Annotated in this window: 20 protein-coding genes and 1 tRNA gene; 9 read left to right on the top strand and 12 right to left on the bottom strand. The window is 68.7% G+C overall.

Annotated elements, in window-relative coordinates:
* Window positions 1-14: 14 nt before the first annotated feature.
* The 4 genes from fabB to DJ018_RS05205 all read left to right on the top strand — a co-directional run bounded on the left by fabB (window position 15) and on the right by DJ018_RS05205 (window position 3,691).
* A complete protein-coding gene (gene fabB, locus DJ018_RS05190) occupies window positions 15-1,226 on the top strand; it encodes a beta-ketoacyl-ACP synthase I (protein WP_111513792.1) in 1,212 nt (403 codons plus the stop codon).
* Between the two features lie 59 nt (window positions 1,227-1,285).
* The gene (locus DJ018_RS05195; RefSeq protein ID WP_111513793.1) at window positions 1,286-1,483 is read left to right on the top strand and encodes a hypothetical protein; all 198 of its coding nucleotides are present in this window, start codon (window positions 1,286-1,288) and stop codon (window positions 1,481-1,483) included.
* Window positions 1,484-1,585: 102 nt separating this feature from the next.
* Window positions 1,586-2,401, top strand: a complete 816-nt coding sequence (locus DJ018_RS05200; RefSeq protein WP_111513794.1) for an enoyl-ACP reductase FabI — start codon at window positions 1,586-1,588, stop codon at window positions 2,399-2,401.
* Window positions 2,402-2,437: 36 nt separating this feature from the next.
* On the top strand, window positions 2,438-3,691 hold the full coding sequence (locus tag DJ018_RS05205) for a UbiH/UbiF/VisC/COQ6 family ubiquinone biosynthesis hydroxylase (protein WP_111513795.1): 1,254 nt from the start codon (window positions 2,438-2,440) through the stop codon (window positions 3,689-3,691).
* Window position 3,692: 1 nt separating this feature from the next.
* Here DJ018_RS05205 and DJ018_RS05210 read toward each other — a convergent pair whose 3' ends face one another.
* From DJ018_RS05210 to DJ018_RS05230, 5 genes are all read right to left on the bottom strand, one after another.
* Window positions 3,693-4,463, bottom strand: coding sequence for an ion channel (locus DJ018_RS05210; RefSeq protein ID WP_240609456.1), 771 nt, complete (start codon window positions 4,461-4,463; stop codon window positions 3,693-3,695).
* A 29-nt stretch (window positions 4,464-4,492) separates the two neighbouring features.
* Window positions 4,493-4,702, bottom strand: a complete 210-nt coding sequence (locus DJ018_RS05215) for a Trm112 family protein (RefSeq protein ID WP_111514688.1) — start codon at window positions 4,700-4,702, stop codon at window positions 4,493-4,495.
* Between the two features lie 11 nt (window positions 4,703-4,713).
* Complete coding sequence (locus DJ018_RS05220) at window positions 4,714-5,379, bottom strand: LON peptidase substrate-binding domain-containing protein (RefSeq protein WP_111513797.1); 666 nt, start codon at window positions 5,377-5,379, stop codon at window positions 4,714-4,716.
* A gap of 13 nt (window positions 5,380-5,392) precedes the next feature.
* Window positions 5,393-6,307 carry a thioredoxin family protein gene (locus tag DJ018_RS05225; protein WP_111513798.1) on the bottom strand — a complete coding sequence of 305 codons (915 nt, stop codon included), beginning with the start codon at window positions 6,305-6,307 and terminating at the stop codon, window positions 5,393-5,395.
* A gap of 65 nt (window positions 6,308-6,372) precedes the next feature.
* Window positions 6,373-6,894 carry a prolyl-tRNA synthetase associated domain-containing protein gene (locus DJ018_RS05230; protein WP_111514689.1) on the bottom strand — a complete coding sequence of 174 codons (522 nt, stop codon included), beginning with the start codon at window positions 6,892-6,894 and terminating at the stop codon, window positions 6,373-6,375.
* 112 nt (window positions 6,895-7,006) lie between these two features.
* Between DJ018_RS05230 and DJ018_RS05235 the strand changes: the two genes are divergently transcribed.
* The 4 genes from DJ018_RS05235 to DJ018_RS05250 all read left to right on the top strand — a co-directional run bounded on the left by DJ018_RS05235 (window position 7,007) and on the right by DJ018_RS05250 (window position 10,716).
* A complete protein-coding gene (locus tag DJ018_RS05235; protein ID WP_111513799.1) occupies window positions 7,007-7,753 on the top strand; it encodes a DUF6065 family protein in 747 nt (248 codons plus the stop codon).
* Window positions 7,754-7,863: 110 nt separating this feature from the next.
* A tRNA-Gly gene (locus DJ018_RS05240) sits at window positions 7,864-7,938 on the top strand.
* A gap of 355 nt (window positions 7,939-8,293) precedes the next feature.
* Complete coding sequence (locus tag DJ018_RS05245) at window positions 8,294-10,246, top strand: methyl-accepting chemotaxis protein (protein ID WP_240609457.1); 1,953 nt, start codon at window positions 8,294-8,296, stop codon at window positions 10,244-10,246.
* Window positions 10,247-10,248: 2 nt separating this feature from the next.
* Complete coding sequence (locus DJ018_RS05250) at window positions 10,249-10,716, top strand: chemotaxis protein CheW (RefSeq protein ID WP_111513800.1); 468 nt, start codon at window positions 10,249-10,251, stop codon at window positions 10,714-10,716.
* 4 nt (window positions 10,717-10,720) lie between these two features.
* Here the strand turns inward: DJ018_RS05250 and DJ018_RS05255 are convergent, their stop codons facing one another.
* From DJ018_RS05255 to DJ018_RS05270, 4 genes are read right to left on the bottom strand one after another with little or no spacing between them, the layout of a single operon-like run.
* The gene (locus DJ018_RS05255) at window positions 10,721-11,722 is read right to left on the bottom strand and encodes an FAD:protein FMN transferase (RefSeq protein ID WP_111513801.1); all 1,002 of its coding nucleotides are present in this window, start codon (window positions 11,720-11,722) and stop codon (window positions 10,721-10,723) included.
* 12 nt (window positions 11,723-11,734) lie between these two features.
* On the bottom strand, window positions 11,735-12,550 hold the full coding sequence (locus DJ018_RS05260) for a DUF4198 domain-containing protein (RefSeq protein WP_111513802.1): 816 nt from the start codon (window positions 12,548-12,550) through the stop codon (window positions 11,735-11,737).
* A 20-nt stretch (window positions 12,551-12,570) separates the two neighbouring features.
* Window positions 12,571-13,092, bottom strand: a complete 522-nt coding sequence (locus DJ018_RS05265) for a DUF2271 domain-containing protein (RefSeq protein ID WP_111513803.1) — start codon at window positions 13,090-13,092, stop codon at window positions 12,571-12,573.
* 10 nt (window positions 13,093-13,102) lie between these two features.
* Window positions 13,103-13,780 (bottom strand): PepSY-associated TM helix domain-containing protein, encoded by a 678-nt coding sequence (locus DJ018_RS05270; RefSeq protein WP_111513804.1) that lies wholly within the window; start codon window positions 13,778-13,780, stop codon window positions 13,103-13,105.
* Window positions 13,781-13,931: 151 nt separating this feature from the next.
* Between DJ018_RS05270 and DJ018_RS05275 the strand changes: the two genes are divergently transcribed.
* A complete protein-coding gene (locus tag DJ018_RS05275) occupies window positions 13,932-15,596 on the top strand; it encodes a glycosyltransferase family 4 protein (RefSeq protein ID WP_111513805.1) in 1,665 nt (554 codons plus the stop codon).
* Here DJ018_RS05275 and mgrA read toward each other — a convergent pair.
* From mgrA to DJ018_RS05290, 3 genes are all read right to left on the bottom strand, one after another.
* A complete protein-coding gene (gene mgrA / locus DJ018_RS05280) occupies window positions 15,593-16,642 on the bottom strand; it encodes an L-glyceraldehyde 3-phosphate reductase (RefSeq protein WP_111513806.1) in 1,050 nt (349 codons plus the stop codon). The two genes, DJ018_RS05275 and mgrA, sit on opposite strands and share 4 nt — an antisense overlap.
* A 152-nt stretch (window positions 16,643-16,794) precedes the next feature.
* Entirely contained in the window at window positions 16,795-17,379 is a 585-nt protein-coding gene (locus DJ018_RS05285; protein ID WP_111513807.1) for a CC0125/CC1285 family lipoprotein, read from the bottom strand.
* Window positions 17,380-17,470: 91 nt separating this feature from the next.
* The gene (locus DJ018_RS05290) at window positions 17,471-18,100 is read right to left on the bottom strand and encodes a LysE family translocator (RefSeq protein ID WP_111513808.1); all 630 of its coding nucleotides are present in this window, start codon (window positions 18,098-18,100) and stop codon (window positions 17,471-17,473) included.
* Window positions 18,101-18,117: the final 17 nt, after the last annotated feature.

The following is an 18,117-nucleotide window of genomic DNA, read 5'->3' on the forward strand; positions in this document are numbered from 1 at the left end:
AGGGAGTAAGCTTGATGCGCCGCGTGGCGGTCACCGGACTGGGCATCGTCTCATCCATCGGCAACAACGCCGATGAAGTGCTGGCTTCGCTGCGCGAGGCCAAGTCGGGGACCGTCGCGGCCCCGGAGTATGCGGAACTGGGATTCCGGTGCCAGGTGCACGCCCCGCCGCAGCTCGAGTGGGAGTCCATGGTGGACCGGCGAGCGGCGCGTTTCCTGGCGCCCGGCACCGCCTATGGCCACATCGCCATGGAACAGGCGATCGCCGACGCCGGCCTGGAAGAGGGCGAGGTCAGCCACGAGCGCACCGGCCTGGTGGTCGGCTCCGGCGGCCCGTCCACCCGGGTGATCGTGGAAGCGGCGGAAACCGCCCGCACGCGCGGCCCCAAGCGCATCGGCCCGTTCGCGGTGCCGAAGGCCATGAGCTCGGGGCCGTCGGCGACGCTGGCCACCTGGTTCAAGATCCGCGGCCTGAACTTCTCCATCTCCTCGGCCTGCGCCACCTCCGCCCACTGCATCGGCACGGGGTTCGAGCAGATCGCCATGGGCAAGCAGGACGTGGTGTTCGCCGGCGGCGTGGAAGAGCTCGACTGGACGCTCAGCGTGCTGTTCGACGCCATGGGCGCCATGACCACCGGCTACAACGATCGGCCGGCGGTAGCCTCGCGCGCCTATGACGTGAACCGCGACGGCTTCGTGATCGCCGGCGGGGCGGGCATCGTGGTTCTGGAAGAGCTCGAGCGCGCCAAGGCGCGTGGGGCCAAGATCTACGGCGAGATCGTCGGCTACGCGGCCAACTCGGACGGCTACGACATGGTGGCGCCCAGCGGCGAGGGCGCGATCCGGTGCATGCGCCTCGCCATGGAGCAGGCCGGCAACCGCCGCATCGACTACCTGAACCCGCACGGCACCTCGACGCCAGTGGGCGACGCCAAGGAGATGGACGCGGTCCGCACCGTGTTCGGGGACAATGCGCCGCTGATCTCCTCCACCAAGTCGCTGACCGGGCACAGCCTGGGCGCGGCGGGGGTGCAGGAGGCGATCTACAGCCTGCTCATGCTCAACAACGGCTTCGCCGCCGAGAGCGCCAACATCGAGACCCTCGACCCGGCGTTCGAAGGCCTGCCGATCCTGCGCCAGCGCAAGGACGTCGAGCTGGAAACGGTGATGAGCAACAGCTTCGGCTTCGGCGGCACCAACGGCTGCCTGGTGATGAGCCGGGTCTGAGCCAGACGTTGCAGCCTCTCCCGCTTCGCGCCTAGTCTGGCGCGAACGGGAGAGAGCACATGCGCGGGGCCAAATCGAACAGCCTGACCGCCGTCGGCGCAGCGCTGCTGGTGATCGGCATCGTCCTGTCACGGCGCGAAGGTAACGTGCTGGGCATGTCCGCAGACTGGTTCGCCGGCTTCCTGTTCGGGGCGGCGATCGGAATCTTCTTCCTGGCGATCATCATTGGCGTTCGCGAGAAGCGAGCCAAGGGCTAAGCCGGCAAACCGCCTCTCCCTGCGGGCGGCGCTATCCACGCTTGCCCTTGACGCCGGCCCCGTCCAAAAACCGCCCGAACGACAAAAGCTTGGAGATGGCGCGTGGCCGACGACTATCAGATGCCCAAGGGCGAGCTGATGAAGGGCAAGAAGGGGATCGTCACCGGCGTGGCGAACCACCAGTCCATCGCCTGGGGCATCGCGTCCCAGCTGGCCGCCCAGGGCGCCGAGATCGCCCTGCTGCACCTTCCTGGCATGGAACGCCGCGTTCAGCCGCTGGCTGAAAGCATCGGGGTCACCGTCACCGCGCCGGTGGACGTCACCGACGACGCCTCCATGGACGCCGCCTTCCAGACGGTGAAGGACGCCTTCGGCCAGATCGACTTCTTCGTCCACGCCATCGCCTTCGCCAACAAGGACGAGCTGAAGGGCTCGTTCGTCGAGAACACCACGCGCGAGGGCTTCCTGCGCGCCATGAACATCTCGGCCTTCAGCTTCGTGGACTGCGCCCGGCGGGCGGCCGACATGATGCCGGAGAGCGGCGGGTCGATCATCACCCTGACCTACATGGGCTCGGAGCGGGCGATCCCGAACTACAACACCATGGGCGTGGCCAAGGCCGCGCTGGAAAGCGCCGTCCGTTACGCCGCCCGCGACCTTGGCCCCAAGGGCATCCGCGTGAACGCGGTCTCGCCGGGCGCCATGCGCACCCTGTCGCTGGCCGGCATCAGCGGCGGCCGCGGCATGCTGGCCAAGGGCCGCTCCTTGTCGGCCATGAAGGAAGACACCTCCATGGAAGGGGTGGCCGGCTGCGCCCTGTGGCTGCTGAGCGACCTCGGCAAGTCCACCACGGGCGAGCTGATCCACGTGGACGCCGGCTTCCACATCATGGGCTTCTCGGAAGACGAGGAGGGCTGAGGCTCTCCTCTCCCATGCCGGCTAGCGGATGAAGAGATGAGCCAGCAGTTCGACGCCGACGTCATCATCGCGGGCGCGGGGATCGCCGGCGCGACTCTGGGCCTGGCGCTGGCGCGCGCAGGTTTGAAGCCGATCCTGATCGACCCGGCCCCGGTCAGCGCGCAGCTCGAGCCGACCTTTGACGGGCGCTCCCACGCCATCGCCTACGCCGCGTTCCGCCAGTGGCGGGCGCTGGGCTTGGCCGAAGCGCTGGAGCCGCACGCCCAGCGCATCGAGCAGATCCTGGTCACCGACGGCCGCACGCCCGGCGCTTCGGCCGGCGCGCCGCACGCCTTCTTCCTGCGCTTTGACTCCGACGAGATCGCCGGCCGCTCTGATGGCGAGCCGCTGGGCTACCTGATGGAGAACCGCCACACCCGCGCCGCCCTGGCCGCTGCGCTTAAGGCGGCCGGCGTCGAGGTCTTGGCGCCGGCCCGGGTCCGCAACGCCCGCTTCGATGCCCGTGCGGCCAGCGTCGAACTGGAAGACGGCCGCGTGCTGACCGCCCCCCTGGTGGTCGGCGCCGAAGGGCGCGGCTCCGTCATCCGCGAGGCGGCTGGCATCGGCGCCCTGGGCTGGGATTACAAGCAGACCGGCGTGGTGGCGACGGTGCGTCTGGCCAAGCCGCACGGCGGCGTCGCGCACGAGTTCTTCCTGCCGTCCGGCCCCTTCGCCATCCTGCCGCTGACCGACGACCGTGCGAGCCTTGTCTGGACCGAAAGCCAGGCGCGCGCCGCGGCCCTGAAGGACGCCCGGCCCGAGATCTTCCACGCCCACCTGCAGCGCCGGTTCGGCGAGTACCTGGGCGAGGCGGTGCTGGAAGGGCCGGTCTTCACCTATCCGCTGAACCTTCAGATCGCCGAGCAGCTGGCCGGCCCGCGTGTGGCCCTGCTGGGCGATGCGGCCCATGGCGTACACCCGATTGCCGGGCAGGGGCTGAACCTCGGCCTCAAGGGCGCTGCGGCTTTGGCCGAGGTGATCGTCGACGCCCAGCGCCTCGGCGAGGACATCGGGTCGGAAGCTGTTCTGGAGCGCTATGCAGCCTGGCGCAGGTTCGACACCATGACCCTGTCGGCCGGCATGGACGCCTTCGTGCGGCTGTTTTCCAACGACAACCCCCTGCTGCGGGTCGCACGGGGCGTGGGTATGAGCGTGGTCAACCGCATCGGACCCGCGCGCCGGTTCTTTATGCAGGAAGCGGGCGGCGCCGTGGGCGACCTGCCGCGGCTGCTGCGGGGCGAAGCGCTCTAGCTCAATCCTCGTCGTTGGGGATGTTCAGCAGGGTCGCGCAGGCCTTGCAGTAGACCGCATCCGGATCGTGCCGCATCAGCCCGCACGTCGGGCAGGTGAAGCGCACCTTGTTCGGCCGCATCACCGTCTGCGCCAGCCGCACGAACAGGGTGATGCCGGTGATCATGATGGCGATGGAGATCAGCTTCCCAGTCGCGCCGGGCAGGGTGATGTCGCCAAAGCCGGTGGTGGTGACGGTGGTCACCGTGAAGTAGAGCGCGTCCACATAGGTGTCGATGTCATCCACCTTCCGCGCGTACAGGGCATAGACGACGCCGGTGACGATGAAGAGGTAGGTGACCAGGGTGGCGATGACCTTGGTCAAGTCCTCCCAGCGCGTATTGTCCCAGCGCCGCGCGACCGTGTCCCAGAAGAAGTCGCTGTGGAACAGGGACCAGAGGCGCAGGATGCGCAGGAAGGCGAAGTTCGACAGGCTCAGCGGGAAGAGCAGGGTGATGAGCACCACCAAGTCCAGAAGCCCGTTTTGACGCAGCCACCGGCCGAAGTGCGGCGAAGCGTAGCCGCGAGCCAGAATGTCCAGCGCGACGATGCAGGCGATGATGTAGTCGGCTGTCAGGAACCGCGGATCGTCCCGGATCAGCGGCGTGACGATGAAGAAGACGATCAGCAGGAGGTCGATGCTGATCACCGACAGCCGGAACCGCACCGCCGAGCGGGTCTCGCCGTAGTAAAGGGCGCGAAGCTTGCCGCGCAGGCCCTTGGGCCGCTCCACATGCGGGTCGGCGGGCTCGGCGCGGATGGCTATTCCCCTTCGGCCAGCTCGCGGGCCTCTTCGGGCAGCATGATGGGGACGCCGTCGCGGATCGGGTAGGCGAGCTTGGCGCCGCGGCTGAGCAGCTCGCCCTTGGCCCGGTCCAGCTCGAGGGGCCCGCGGGTCACGGGGCAGACCAGCACCTCCAGCAGGCGCGGGTCGACATCGACTTCAGTGATCGGCGTGAAGGTCTCGCTCATGACGCGCACTCCTACTGCATGGAGTGGGTGTCGTCATCGCCGTCCTCCAGCGAGTCGATCTCGAGCAGGGTGGCCAAAGCCTCGAAACGGCCGGTGAGGTCCGGCGCCTCCAGCAGCGCCTGCTTCTCCGCCGGATCGAACGGCAGGCCCATGGCCAGGCTGTTCACCAAGGCCTCCAGCGGCGCGTTGGAGGCGGTGTCCCAGTCGATGTCGAGCTCGCGGCGGTTCAGGTAACGCTTCAGCGCCTTGGCGAAGAGGGTGCGGGCGTGCGGCTGCACCTGCTGCACCTCGTCGTCGCTGCCGAGATCGGCCTCATAGGGCGTGTAGTCCGCCTTCACCTGCCGATAGGGGGTGCGGATCGCCAGCTCTTCGCCAGCGTGGAAGCGGCACACCCCGGTCAGGGTGATCAGGTAACGCCCATCCGACGTCTCGGCGTAGCTGGTGATCCGACCGGCGCAGCCGACCTCCGCCAGCAGGGGGCGGGCGCGATCGCCGCCCGGCCGGGTCTGGATCATGCCGATGATCCGATCGCCGGCCATGACATCGTCGATCATGTTCAGGTAGCGCGGCTCGAAGATCTGCAGCGGCAGGTCCCCGCCCGGCAGCAGCAGGGCGCCATCCAGCGGGAACACCGGGATCACCTGCGGCAGGTCCGCCGTCTTGCGATAGCCCGGCATCCGCGCCTCCGTCTCAGCTGAACAGAATGGCCGACAGCTTGCGACGGCCGGTCTTGGCGACATCGGACATCGGGCCGGCCGCCTCGAAGATGGTCAGGAGCTGCTTGCGCGCCGCCTCGTCGTTCCAGGCGCGGTCACGCTCGATGATCTTCAGCAGCTCGTCCACCGCTTCCATCATCTGGCCGCGACCAGCGAGAGCCTTGGCCAGCTCAAGGCGCGCCTCGTGGTCGTCGGGGTCGGCGGCGAGGCGCTGCTCGAACTCGGCCGTCTCGGACGCGCCCTCACCCGCCAGCGCCAGGGTGGCGCGGACGCTGTCGATCTCCGGATCCTTCGCGCCCTCGGGCAGCATGCCCAGCAGTTCTTCGGCCCGCTCCGGCTCGCCGCCGGCCAGGTAGACGCGAGCAAGACCGGCGATTGCCTTCACGTTCTCCGGGTCGTGCTGCAGCACCTGGGCGTAGGCCTGCGCCGCGCCGCCGAGGTCGCCCACATCCAGGCTTTCCTTGGCCATGGCGAGCACCTCGTCGAGGCCGGCGTCTTCGCCGCCCGCAGCGCTGGCCAGGCGATCCACAAAGGCTTTCACCTGGCTCTCGGGCAGGGCGCCCATGAAACCGTCCACCGGGCGTCCGTCCACAAAGGCGAACACCGCCGGGATCGACTGGACGCGCAGCTGGCCCGCGTAGGCGGGGTTCTTGTCGACGTCGATCTTCACGAGCTTGACCGCGCCCTTGGCGGCGGTGACGGCCTTCTCCAGCGCCGGACCCAGGGTGCGGCACGGACCGCACCAAGTGGCCCAGAAGTCGACGATAACGGGAGTTTCGCGAGACGCCTCGATCACGTCGGCCATGAAGCTGGCGTCGGTCGCGTCCTTGATGATGTCCCCGACAGGCGGGCCGCCGGCCGCGCCGCTCGTCTGACCGATCAGGGTCATGCCTCTTCCCTCAACTCGTGTTGGCTAACGCCGAAGCCGCAAGATGGTCGCACCGGGCCCTCGGTTCAACGCGCGCCGGCGACTTCCACCACGGCCATGGCCGCAAAGTCCACCACCATCGGCTCCACGCCCACCGCCGCGAAGAACCGGCGCAGGCCCGCCTGCGGGATGGTCGTGGTGGCGGTGTTGGTCAGCGGGTGAAAGTTCACCAGCGCCGCCTCGGCCAAGGTGCGGTCTAGGACAAAGCGGATCCGCTTCTCCACATCGTTGATCAGCCCGAAGGCGGTCACCGAGCCCGGCGTGACGCCCAGGGTCTCACCCATCAGCTCCGGGCTGCCGAACGACAGACGCGCCGAGCCGATCACCGTGTGCAGCCGCTTCAGGTCGATTAGGGCATGGCCCTCGGCCGAGATCAGCCACAGCTGGCCCTTGGCGTCCTTCAGAAACAGGTTCTTGGTATGGACGCCCGGGATGGCGCGCTTCAGCTCCTCGCCCTCTTCGACGCGGAACACGGCGGGGTGGTCGCGGGTGACGGCCTGGGCGCCGATCTCGTCCAGAAAGGCCAGCAGCTCGGATCGGGTCTTCATGCCTTCGACATAGCCGAACGAGCGCGGGGGCCAAACTGCCGCCATGCCAACTGGACGGCAGGCCGAGGGGCGCCTAGAGGTCGCCGAATGTCAGATCAAGGACCCGGGCGTCATGGAACTGCTCTGCTACCCCGTCGCGGAACGGCCGCCGGAGATCGTGCCTGGCCGGCCGCAGCGGGCCTGGATGGACCGCTTCGCCGCGCGTCACCCCTATCGTTGCCTGCCGCTGAGCATGGCCAACTCGTCGGGCTGGGAGATCCTGTGCCCGGTCGGCTTCACGGCCGAATGGAACGGCGGCACGCACCAGACCGACATCACCATCAAGCCGGACCACCCGCACCCGGACTTCCACCAGTTCGCGTCCAGCCACTTCAGCCATGGCGTCCTGACCTTCCACGCCGGCTATCTGTTCCGCACGCCCCCGGGCTGGTCCATGTGGGTGATGGGTCCGCCCAACCACATCAAGGACGGCATCCAGCCGCTGGCGGGGGTGGTGGAAACGGACTGGCTGCCGTTCCCCTTCACCATGAACTGGCTCTTCACCCGGCCAGGCAAGGTGCGCTGGGAAAAGGGCGAGCCGTTCTGTTTCATCACCCTGCTGCAGGACAAGACGCTGCACGACATCCAGCCGGTGATCCGGCGCATGGATAAGGACCCGGAGCTGCGCCACCAGTACGACGTCTGGCAAAAGCACCGCTCGGAGTTCAACAAGCGGATCTTCCGCAACGACCCGGACGCCACGAAGGAGGCCTGGCAACGCTACTACTTCAAGGGCGAATTCCCGGAAGAAGTGGAGGCGCCCGCGCCGGAGGGGCACGTCAACAAGCGGCGTCTGAAGACGCCGAAACTCGGCGGATAAGGCCCTCGCGAAAAAACGTCGGCGGGGCGCTTGCAAAGGCTTTTTTCGTCTGCCATAAGCCGCCTCCTCGAATTCGGGGGCGCGGCCAACCGGCCGAAGCTTCCAAGGATGCGGGCGTAGCTCAGGGGTAGAGCACAACCTTGCCAAGGTTGGGGTCGGGCGTTCGAATCGCCTCGCCCGCTCCAGTTCGAGACAGACGAAGACGCCGCCCTCCCGGGCGGCGTTTTTGTTTTCAGCTTATCTTCCTCGCTGATGCGCTTCCGCGGCCGCTCTGCTGCTCCGGGGAGTTTTGGCGGCCTGACCCGGTATGACTTCGCAGCATGCAAGGTCTGACTTGCCTCGGAAAGCCGGTGGATAAGTGGCCATACCGCATGAGCAAGTACTCATCTGTCGGTTCCGGTTCAGCGGAACGATTTCTGCTTGTCGCTTTCAATCACGCGCCGGTTGCGGTGGCGGTTTAGTCTACATTAACGCATCTCGTTGACCTTAGAGGCGGGGCCACAGAAAGCCGGCCCGCAACAATATCTCTGGGGGGCCGGGGTGAACGCCTTCAACAACCTTCGTATCTCGACGAAGCTCACGATCCTGATGCTGGTGCTGTGCGCTGTGAGCGCCGGCTGCCTCAGCTTTGCGATCTTCAAGATCAAGCAGATCGACACCAGCTACTCGTTCCTGGTGGAGCGGGACTCGCCGGCGCTCGTCCAGTCCGTGCGGGCCAGCCGCTTCGTCTCGGAAATGGGCTATGGCGCTTACCGCACCATCACCAACCCCGGCGCTTCGACCGAAGCCAAGGAGGGCGCCGCGCTCTCCGAAACCAGCGCTCAAGGCGCTATGGCCGCCTTCGACAAGGCGGCGGAATACGACCCGGCCCAGGCTGCTGAATTCGCCAAGCTGAAGAAGCGGGCCGCGGCGACCTACGATCTCGTCAAGCAGGCCGTCGAGTTCGGCATGTCCGATCAGAAGGACATCGCCAACATGATGATGAAGCAGGCTGACGTCGAAATCGCCCAGTTCAGCGCTGACTTGGTGAAGTTCAACAATGAGGCCGTGGAGGATGCCAAGCGGGCTTCCGACAAGAACGGCGCCGCCGTCGACGCCACGATCTACATCACGATCGGCGTCGGCGTGGTCGGCATGCTCGCCGCTCTGGGCCTCGGCATGTGGCTGTCGCGGTCGGCGATCTCCGCCCCGCTGCAGCGGCTGGCGGACCGGATGTCCAAGCTGGCGGGCGGCGACCTGACCGTCGAGATCGCCGGTCAGGACCGCAAGGACGAAGTCGGCCTGATGGCCAAGTCCGTGCAGGTCTTCAAGGACAACGGCCTGGAGATGCGGCGCATGGAGGCCGAGGCCGCCGAACGGCGCCAGGAAGCCGAAGCCGAGCGCGCCCGCGTGGCCGCCGAAAAGGAGGCCGAAGCGGCTCAGGACGCCATTGCGATCAATTCGCTGGGCCAAGGCCTGGGCGCCCTGGCGGCCGGCGACCTGACCTACCGCATCACCGCCGACTTCGCGCCGAAGGCGGCTCAGCTGAAGACGGACTTCAACTCGGCCGCCGAGCGGCTTGAGCACAGCCTGGCCGTCGTGGTCGGCACCGCCGGCAGCATCAGCTCGGGCACCAGCCAGATCAGCGAGGCGGCCAACGACCTGTCGCGCCGCACCGAGCAGCAGGCGGCCAGCCTGGAAGAGACCGCCGCGGCGCTCGACCAGATCACCGCCACCGTCCGCAAGACCGCGGAAGGCGCGACCCATGCCCGCAGCGTGGTGGCGGATGCCAAGTCCAGCGCCGAACGCAGCGGCGAGGTGGTCAGCGCCGCCATCACCGCCATGAGCGGCATCGAGCAGTCCTCGCAACAGATCGGCCAGATCATCGGCGTGATCGACGAGATCGCCTTCCAGACCAACCTGCTGGCGCTGAACGCTGGGGTGGAAGCGGCCCGCGCCGGCGACGCCGGCAAGGGCTTCGCGGTCGTCGCCTCCGAAGTGCGGGCTCTGGCCCAGCGCTCGGCGGAAGCGGCCAAGGACATCAAGACCCTGATCAGCTCGTCCAGCGAGCAGGTGGGCAAGGGCGTCGAGCTGGTCGCCGAGACCGGCAAGGCCCTGCAGACCATCGTCAGCCAGGTGTCCGAGATCACTGGCATCGTCACCGAGATCGCCGCCTCGGCCGCCGAACAGGCGACCGGCCTCAACGAGGTCAACACGGCCGTCAACCAGATGGACCAGGTGACCCAGCAGAACGCCGCCATGGTCGAGGAATCCACCGCCGCCAGTCAGTCGCTGGCCAGCGAAGCGGTCGAACTCGCCCGGCTGATGAACCAGTTCAAGATCAGCGCCGACGGCGCGGTGAAGACCATCGAGCCGGGTCGCAGGGCGGCTCCGCCGCAACCGGCGCTGGCGCGTCGTCCGACCGTGGGCGGCGGCTATCAATCGGGCGCCGCCACGGCGCGCAAGCTCGAGCCCGCCGCGGCTCCGGCCGAAAACGAATGGGCGGAGTTCTGAGCATGAGCCAATCGACCCTTCCCGCCGCCGGCGCGGAGCTGATTTCGGTCAGCATCGGCGGGCAGCTCTACGCCATCGACATCATGCAGGTGCGTGAGATCCGGGGCTGGAACGTTTCCACGCCGCTGCCGCATGCGCCGGACCACGTGCTGGGCATGATCAACCTGCGGGGCGTGATCCTGCCGGTGGTGGACCTCGGGGCCCGTCTGGGCCTCGGCAAGGCGACGCCGGGCCCGTCCTCGGTGGTCATGGTGGCCCAGGTGGGCGATCGCCAGTTCGGCCTGCTGGTCGATGCGGTCTGCGACATCGTCCAGGTCACCGAAGGCCTGATGCAGCCGCCGCCGGACGTGGGCGCCAACGTCCGCGACTTCGTGGCCGGGGTGATGAGCCTCGAGCAGGGCATCGTCTCCCTGCTCAGCCTCGACAACCTGCTTCCGGCGACGTCGGAAGCCTACGGCATGGTCGCCTGAGGCCCTAGTCCAGCATCGCGGCGAAGGCGGGCGTCAGCCGTTCCACGGCCCGTCCGCCCTCCCGCACAACCATCCGGGCGGCCACGCCGCGGCTTTCCGCGAAGGCCAGGCCGGCGTCCGGGCCCAGCACCATCAGCACGGTGCAAAGCGCGTCCGCGTCCATGCAGCTCTCGTGCAGCACGGTGACTGCGGCGAGATCATTCTCCACCGGCCGACCGCTGCGGGGATCGAGGGTGTGGGCGAGCCTGCGCCCCGCGTTCTCGCGAAACCGACGCCAGTCGCCGCTGGTGGCGATCGCCAGGTTGTGCAGGGCCACCCGCACCGGTCCTTGCGCGAGCACCGCAAGGTCCGGCGGGTCCTCCAGGTCCACCCACCAGGGCTCACCGGTCGGCTTGACGCCTGCGCCGCGCAGTTCCCCGCCGATCTCCACCAGATAGTCTTGCACGCCCAGCCGCTCCAGCGCGCGGGCGAGCTGGTCGACACCATAGCCCTTGGCGATGCCGGACAGGTCCAGAGCCACGCCGCCGGGCTGAACGGCCTTGCGACCGGCTGGATCAAGCCGGAGCCGCGTCCAACCGATCGCCCCCTGAGCTTCGGCCAGGACCGCAGGATCGGGCGCTGCTGCGATCGGTCCCGGCGGGCCAAAGCCCCAGAGATCCACCAGCCGGCCAGCCGTCGGGTCGAACGCGCCGCCGCTCGCCTCTGCAAAGGCGCAGGCACGCTCCAGAACCTCCCAGAACAAGGCGGGCAGGGCGATCGCCTGGCCTGCGGGCGCGCGGTTGAAGCGGCTGATGTCGGAGGCCGCTTCCCAGGGACTCATCTGGGCGACGATCTCGTCCACCACGCCCTGGAGCGCGCGCGACACCCGGGCGTCATCCAGGGCGGGCGGCGCGAAGAAGCGGGCCGACCAGGCTACGCCCATGGTCGGTCCCGAAAGCGTGTGCAGGACGCCCGCCGGGGGGCGGACGGCCTGCGGATCGATGTCGAGGGGAACGGCGATGCGCATCGCCGCCGCCCGCTATTCCGGCAGCACCTCGAAGGTCGCTACGTAGGCGGCGCTGCGTTCGGCGTTGGGGATGGTGCTGGCGCCGCCGCGAGCCTCGGCCTCGATCCAGTACATGCCTGGCTGCGGCCAGCTGTAGGAGAACAGGCCCTCGGCGTTGGTCTTCACCTTGGCTTCCACCGGCTTTGCGAGGTAGCGGCCGCCGCCCAGGACGATGTCCACCTCGGTGTCGCGCGCCGGCTTGCCGTCCAACAGCAACTTGAATGAGGCGCTTTCGCCGGCCACCAGATCGTTAGGGTGGGTGACGGGCTGCAGCTCCAAGCCCTGGCCGCTGGGCTTCAGGGCGTCGGTGCTCGGCGCCCCGGCGGTGACAAAGGTCTCCACCCGGCGGGTGCTCTGGGTGACCTTCACTTCGGTGGCGCCGGCCGGGACGGCGGTGGCCAGCTCGGTGGCGCGGCCGCGCCAGCGCTTGGTCTCGCCGTTCAGCTTGTAAGAGGCGAAGACGCCATCGTTCACCGTGCCGATCCGATAGGTGCCCGGCTTGGCGAGCTCCACGTCGAAGGTGCTGCGGTACTTGCCGGTGGCGGCGTTCTGCGGGGTCAGCTTGGCGCCGTCCGGACCGGTGATGGTCATGGCGTCCAGCCGCATGGGCACGTGGTCGAAGAAGAACAGGTCGTTGGACACGGCGGCGTCCACCGTGACGAAGCTGCCTTCCTTGGACAGCACCGTGCTGGACGGCAGGATCCATTGGCGGTGAGCGCTGGCGGCGGCCGGGACGATCAGGGCCGTGACGAAGGCGGCGGCGGCGACGCCGCGACGGATGGCGGTCATTCTGGAAATCCTCCGAAGGGTCACGGGGTGACGGTGACGCTGACAGCGCCGAGTTCGCTTGAGCCTTTGCCCGAGGCGCTTTGCCGGCCCTTGGCGGGCCAGGTGAAGGGCACGCGGACCACCTCGCGCCCGCCAACCTCGCGGGCGGCTTCCACGACGAGGTTGTACTGGCCGGCCTGGAGGGCGCCGAGCGGGCTGGCCCCGGCCTTGAAGCTGATCTGCTGGCGGCCGGGCGCGCGGGTCGGGCCGGTGACGCCGTTGGCCAGGGTCTCGGACCGGCCAGCCTTGCGCCACCACTGGCGCATGTCCTTCAGCCAAGTCTTGCCCTCTTCCTTGGCCTTCTTGCCGTCGTACCAGACCGCCAGGGTCTTCACCGCCGAGCCGTCGCCCCGCTCCAGCCACATGGACACATAGGGGCGGTGGTACTCGGCGACGGTCAGCCGCGGGATCTCGACCGCAACCTGCAGGTCGGCGGCCTGGGCCGCGCCGGCGGCGAAGCCGGAAAGGGCGGCGGTGGCGGTCGCGGCGGCGGTCAGGCGCATGGGTCGCTCGTCAGTGGATGAGGAACAGGGCCAGCAGCAACGGCACGATCAGCCCGAGCCCGACCATCGGCCAAGTGAGCTTGCGAGCGTGCGAATGCATCTGGAGCAGAACAAGGCCGGTCACGCAGAACACCACGCAGCCGGCGGCGAAGACGTCGATGAACAGGCTCCACGCCGGACCCGAGTTGCGGCCCTTGTGGAGGTCGTTGAGGTAGGCGATCCAGCCGCGGCTGGTAAACTCGGCTTCGGCGTCGCCCGTGGCGGTGTCGATGCTGATCCAGCCGTCGCCGCCCGGGCGGGGCAGGGCGACATAGGCCTCGCCGTCATTCCACTCCACCGCGGCCTTGGCCGGGATCTTGGCGTCCAGGGCGTCGGCCGCCCAGGCGCGAACCGGCTCGGGCAAGGCTCCCTTGGCGGCCTCGGCGGCGGCCAACGCCTGCAGCGCCGGCTGCGGCAGCACCGCCTGGCGGTGCTCGGTCTTCGGCTGGGCCTGGATAGCCGCCGCATGGTTCAGGGTGAAGCCGGTCACCGCGAACAGCAGCATGCCGATCAGGCAGATGGCGGCGCTGATCCAGTGCCATTGGACCATCTGGCGCAGGAAAGCGGCGCGGCGCTGCGCCTTTCGCTTCGCGGCCGCCCGGGCCTCGTCGGCCGGCGGTTTGACGGCGGTCGCCTGCGAAGCTGACATTCAGATGGAGGTCCTGACGCTATCTGAGAATGCGTCGCAATAACGGGTCTATGACCTGGGCGCAAGGGCGGCGCTTCCACGCCCCGCCCGCTGGATCGGCGCGGACCGATTGCCTACAACCCGCGCAGCCGACGCGGCACAGGGGTGCTTCTTGCAGCGCAATCTCGTCGCCTTCCGCTTTGAGCCGGACGGGTACGATCTGAAGGGCCCGAAGCTTATGGGGCGGCAGGCCGCCGGCAACGGCTTCCTGCGCGCGGCGGTGGCGGCTCGGGGCGACGCCCCCCTGATCGGGTATGGCCCGTCGCCGCAGAGCGGCGAGGCTTTCGCTCAGCTGGTCCGCGAGATCGATCCGGCCGCCTCCACCGCCTGGCTCGATGCCATGGCCTTCGACCAGTTCGCGCAGATCGGGGTCTGCCACCGTCCGGACGCCGCCCTGGTTGCGGAAGCGCAGTTGAGGCTGCGGACCGGCCCTGGCCGCTACAGCCTGACGGGGGTGACGCACACGCTTTCCACACGCACCATGATGGACGGCATGGCCGCCTATGCAGCTGCGCCGCTGGAGCCTTGGGATGCGGTCGTCTGCACCTCGCGCTCGGCGGTGAGCGTCATCGAAACGGTCCTGGCCGAGCAACGCGACTACCTGGCCTGGCGCTTCGGCGCGCAGATCCCACCGTCCGGCCCGCAGCTGCCGGTGATCCCGCTGGGCGTCCACGCGACCGATTTCGTGATCGACGACGAGGCGCGCGCCGCGGCGCGAGCTGGTCTGAACATCGCGGAAGGCGAAACCGTCGCGCTGTTCGCCGGGCGCCTGGCGTTCAGCGACAAGGCGCACCCGTTCGCCATGTTCGCCGGCCTGGAAGCGGTCGCCGCCCGCACCGGCCGCAAGATCACCCTGCTCCTGGCCGGCAAGTTTCCGGCGCGCCTGCATGAGGAGGCCTTCCGCACCGGGGTTCTGGCGTTCTGCCCCAGCGTCCGCGTGATCTTCGTGGATGGCGCCAATGCGCTGGCCTACCGGCAGGGCTGGAGGGCAGCGGATCTGTTCGTCTCCCTGGCCGACAGCATTCAGGAGACGTTCGGCCTGACGCCGCTCGAGGCCATGGCGGCGGGCTTGCCGGTGGTGGTCAGCGACTGGGACGGCTATCGCGAAACAGTGCGTGATGGGATCGACGGCTTCCGGATCCGCACGCTTGCGCCGGAGGCCGGGTCAGGAGAGCTGCTGGCCGCCGCCCTGGAAAGTGAGACCTACAATGCCGGGCGTTTCGCGTGGCGCACGGCTGTCGGGACCTTTGTGGATCTTGACCAGCTGATCGACCGGCTGACCGCTCTGGTCGAGCAGCCTGAGCTTCGCCGCAGGCTGGGCGCGTCAGGGCAGGCCCGCGCCCGCGCCGAATTCGACTGGGCGGTGGTGTACCGGCAGTACCAGGCGCTGTGGCGCGAGCTGAACGCCCGGCGTCAGGCGGTCGTGGCCGAGCCGTCGACCGCCGCGCGCCTGGCTTCAGCGCCGAGGGGCTATGCCGGCCGGATCGATCCCTACCGGCTATTCGGACACTACCCGACGGAGCAGATCACGGCGGCCACCCGCTTCATCTTGCGGCCGGGGGCCGATGGGGAGGCGTTCGCCCGCCGCTCGCAGCACACGCTTTTCCTGGAGTCCTTCGCCCCGCCGGAGCGGGCGCTTCTGGCGCTGCAGCGGCTTGCGGCAGGACCGGCCACGGTGGCGCAGATCGCCGCCGCGGCCGGAGCCTCGGAACACCATGCGATCCTGCTGTGCGGATCGCTGGGCAAGATGGGCCTGATCGCGGCCGAGGCGGCCTAGACCACGTCGCCGGCGCCCAGGCCGGACGACACCTTCCAGAGGTCGATGCCGCCGTCCGTGGCGTGGCTGTCGATGTCGGACAGCTCCTCGGTGGAGAAGGCGGTGTTCTTCAGGGCCGCCAGGCTGTCCTCGAGCTGTTCCACGGTGCGCGCGCCGATCAGGGCCGAGGTGACGCGCGGGTCGCGCAGGGTCCAGGCGATGGCCATCTGGGCCAGGGTCTGGCCGCGGCGGGCGGCGATCTCGTTCAGCTGGCGGATGCGCTCGATGTTCTCGGGCGTGATCAGCTTCGGGTTCAGCGAGCCTTCCTTGGCGGCGCGGGAGTCCTCCGGCACGCCGTTCAGGTACTTGCGCGTCAGCATGCCCTGGGCCAGCGGCGAAAAGGCGATGCAGCCGACGCCCAGCTCTTCCAGGGTGTCCAGCAGGCCCTGCTCGATCCAGCGGTTGATCAGCGAATAGGACGGCTGGTGGATCAAGAGCGGCACGCCCTCGCTCTTCAAGATCGCGTGCGCCTGGCGGGTCAGCTCGGGCGAGTAGGAACTGATGCCCACGTAGAGCGCCTTGCCCTGCTTCCAGGCGGTGGCCAGGGCGCCCATGGTCTCTTCCAGCGGCGTCGTGGGATCGACCCGGTGCGAATAGAAGATGTCGACATAGTCGAGCCCCATGCGCTTGAGGCTCTGGTCGAGGCTGGCCAGCAGGTACTTGCGCGAGCCGCCGATGCCGCCATACGGGCCGGGCCACATGTCCCAGCCGGCCTTGGTGGAGATCACCAGCTCGTCGCGATAGGGCCGGAAATCGAGGTCCATCCAGCGGCCGAAGTTCTCTTCCGCCGAGCCGTAGGGCGGGCCGTAGTTGTTGGCCAGGTCGAAGTGGGTCACCCCCAGGTCGAACGCCCGGCGCAGGATCGCGCGGCCGGTCTCGAAGACATCCACGCCTCCGAAGTTCTGCCACAGCCCCAGGGAGATCGCCGGCAGGTCCAGGCCGCTGCGGCCGCTGCGGCGGTAGGGCATGCGGCCGTCATAGCGATCGTCGGCGGCGACAAAGGTCATCTTGGGGCTCCCTCGCTGGTCCTCGAAGGCGCGCCTTATGGCCCGCTGACGCGGACGCGTCGAGCGCGCCGCTGCGGGGTCTCTCAAATGCAAAAACGGGAGCCGGCGTTTCCGCGGGCTCCCGTCCGATCAGCCTAGGTGGTCCTTGTGTCTCAGCGGGGCTGAGGACGCTGGATGCGCGGCCCGAGGTTGTCCATCACGGCGCGTGCGTCGAAGGCGCGGATGTCGTCGGCGGGCTTGGGACCCCGGCCCATGACGATCTCGGCGCTGGTTTCGAAGCGTTCCACAGTGCGGACGTCCACGCGGCTCGCCCAGAAGGGGTCGCCCCAGAACGGATCCCAGGTGCGCCAGCCGTAGCCGCGGCCGTAGTAGCGCCAGGACGGGCGCCAGTAGCCGTAGGACGGGCCATACCAGGGACGATACAGCGGATCAGGTTCCACATAGGTGCGTGCGTCGCGATCGGTCTGCCGGTCCACGATGGAGAACCAGTCATAACCCTGCTGAACGGTCAGCTCGGCTGCGCGGTAGAGAAGGTATCCCTCGACGGTCTCCCGCGAGGTGAGGCTGTTGCCCGCGAAGTTGACGCGGAAGCGGTTGGCCTCGATGCGTTGTTCAGAATAGCCGCCGGTCGTCCGTTGACCGGGAATGTTCGGCTGGTACGGCGTTGGCGTCGCACAAGCCGCCAAGCCGGCCGCCAGGACCAGGGCGGTTGCGATAGCGGCTGATCTTTTTGACATGACTTGAGTTTTTCTAACCTCCGGTGCGTCCCTCGAAGGTACGCTATCCCGCACAACACTTGGCCGCAATTGTGGTTGCTCTAACGGCGCTCTACCCCCGCAGGGCGATCAGCGCCGCGGCGGCGATCAGCAGAACCCCCGTGAAGATCGCAAAACCCCGCCGGAAGTGCGGCTCGTTCATGCGCCGGGCGAGCGCCGCGCCGCCGAACCCGTAGGCGGTCATCGACACCGCATCCATGGCGATCAGGGTGCCTCCGAACACCGCCAGCTGGCCCGGCAGCGGCCTCGAGGCGTCGATAAAGGGCGGCAGGACGGCGGTGATGAACAGCATCGCCTTGGGGTTGGAGATCTGCACGGCAAAGCCGTCCGCAAAGGCCGAGCGGCCGCCGAGCTTGAGTCCATGCGCCAGGGGCGCGTCAGGGTGGCGGGCGCTGAGCAGCGACTGCAGGCCAAGCCAGGCCACATAGGCCGCGCCGCCCCAGGCGAGCAGGCGGAAGGCCAGGGGCATGGTGGTCGCCAGGGCCGCCAGTCCAAGGGCCGCGCCGCCGATCCAAACCAGGCTGGCGGTGTTCATGCCCAGCATCCCTAGGACCACGGCTGCGTGGCCGCGCCGTGCGCCGTTGGCGATCGAGAACAGGTTGGCCGGGCCCGGCGCCGCGACCATCACGGCCATCACGCCCAGGTAGGCGGCGTAGCGGGCGGGATCGACGGGCGGGGTCATCGGCGCGCTGTGCCACG

It is taken from the genome of Phenylobacterium deserti (assembly GCF_003254705.1).
Lineage (GTDB): Bacteria > Pseudomonadota > Alphaproteobacteria > Caulobacterales > Caulobacteraceae > Phenylobacterium > Phenylobacterium deserti.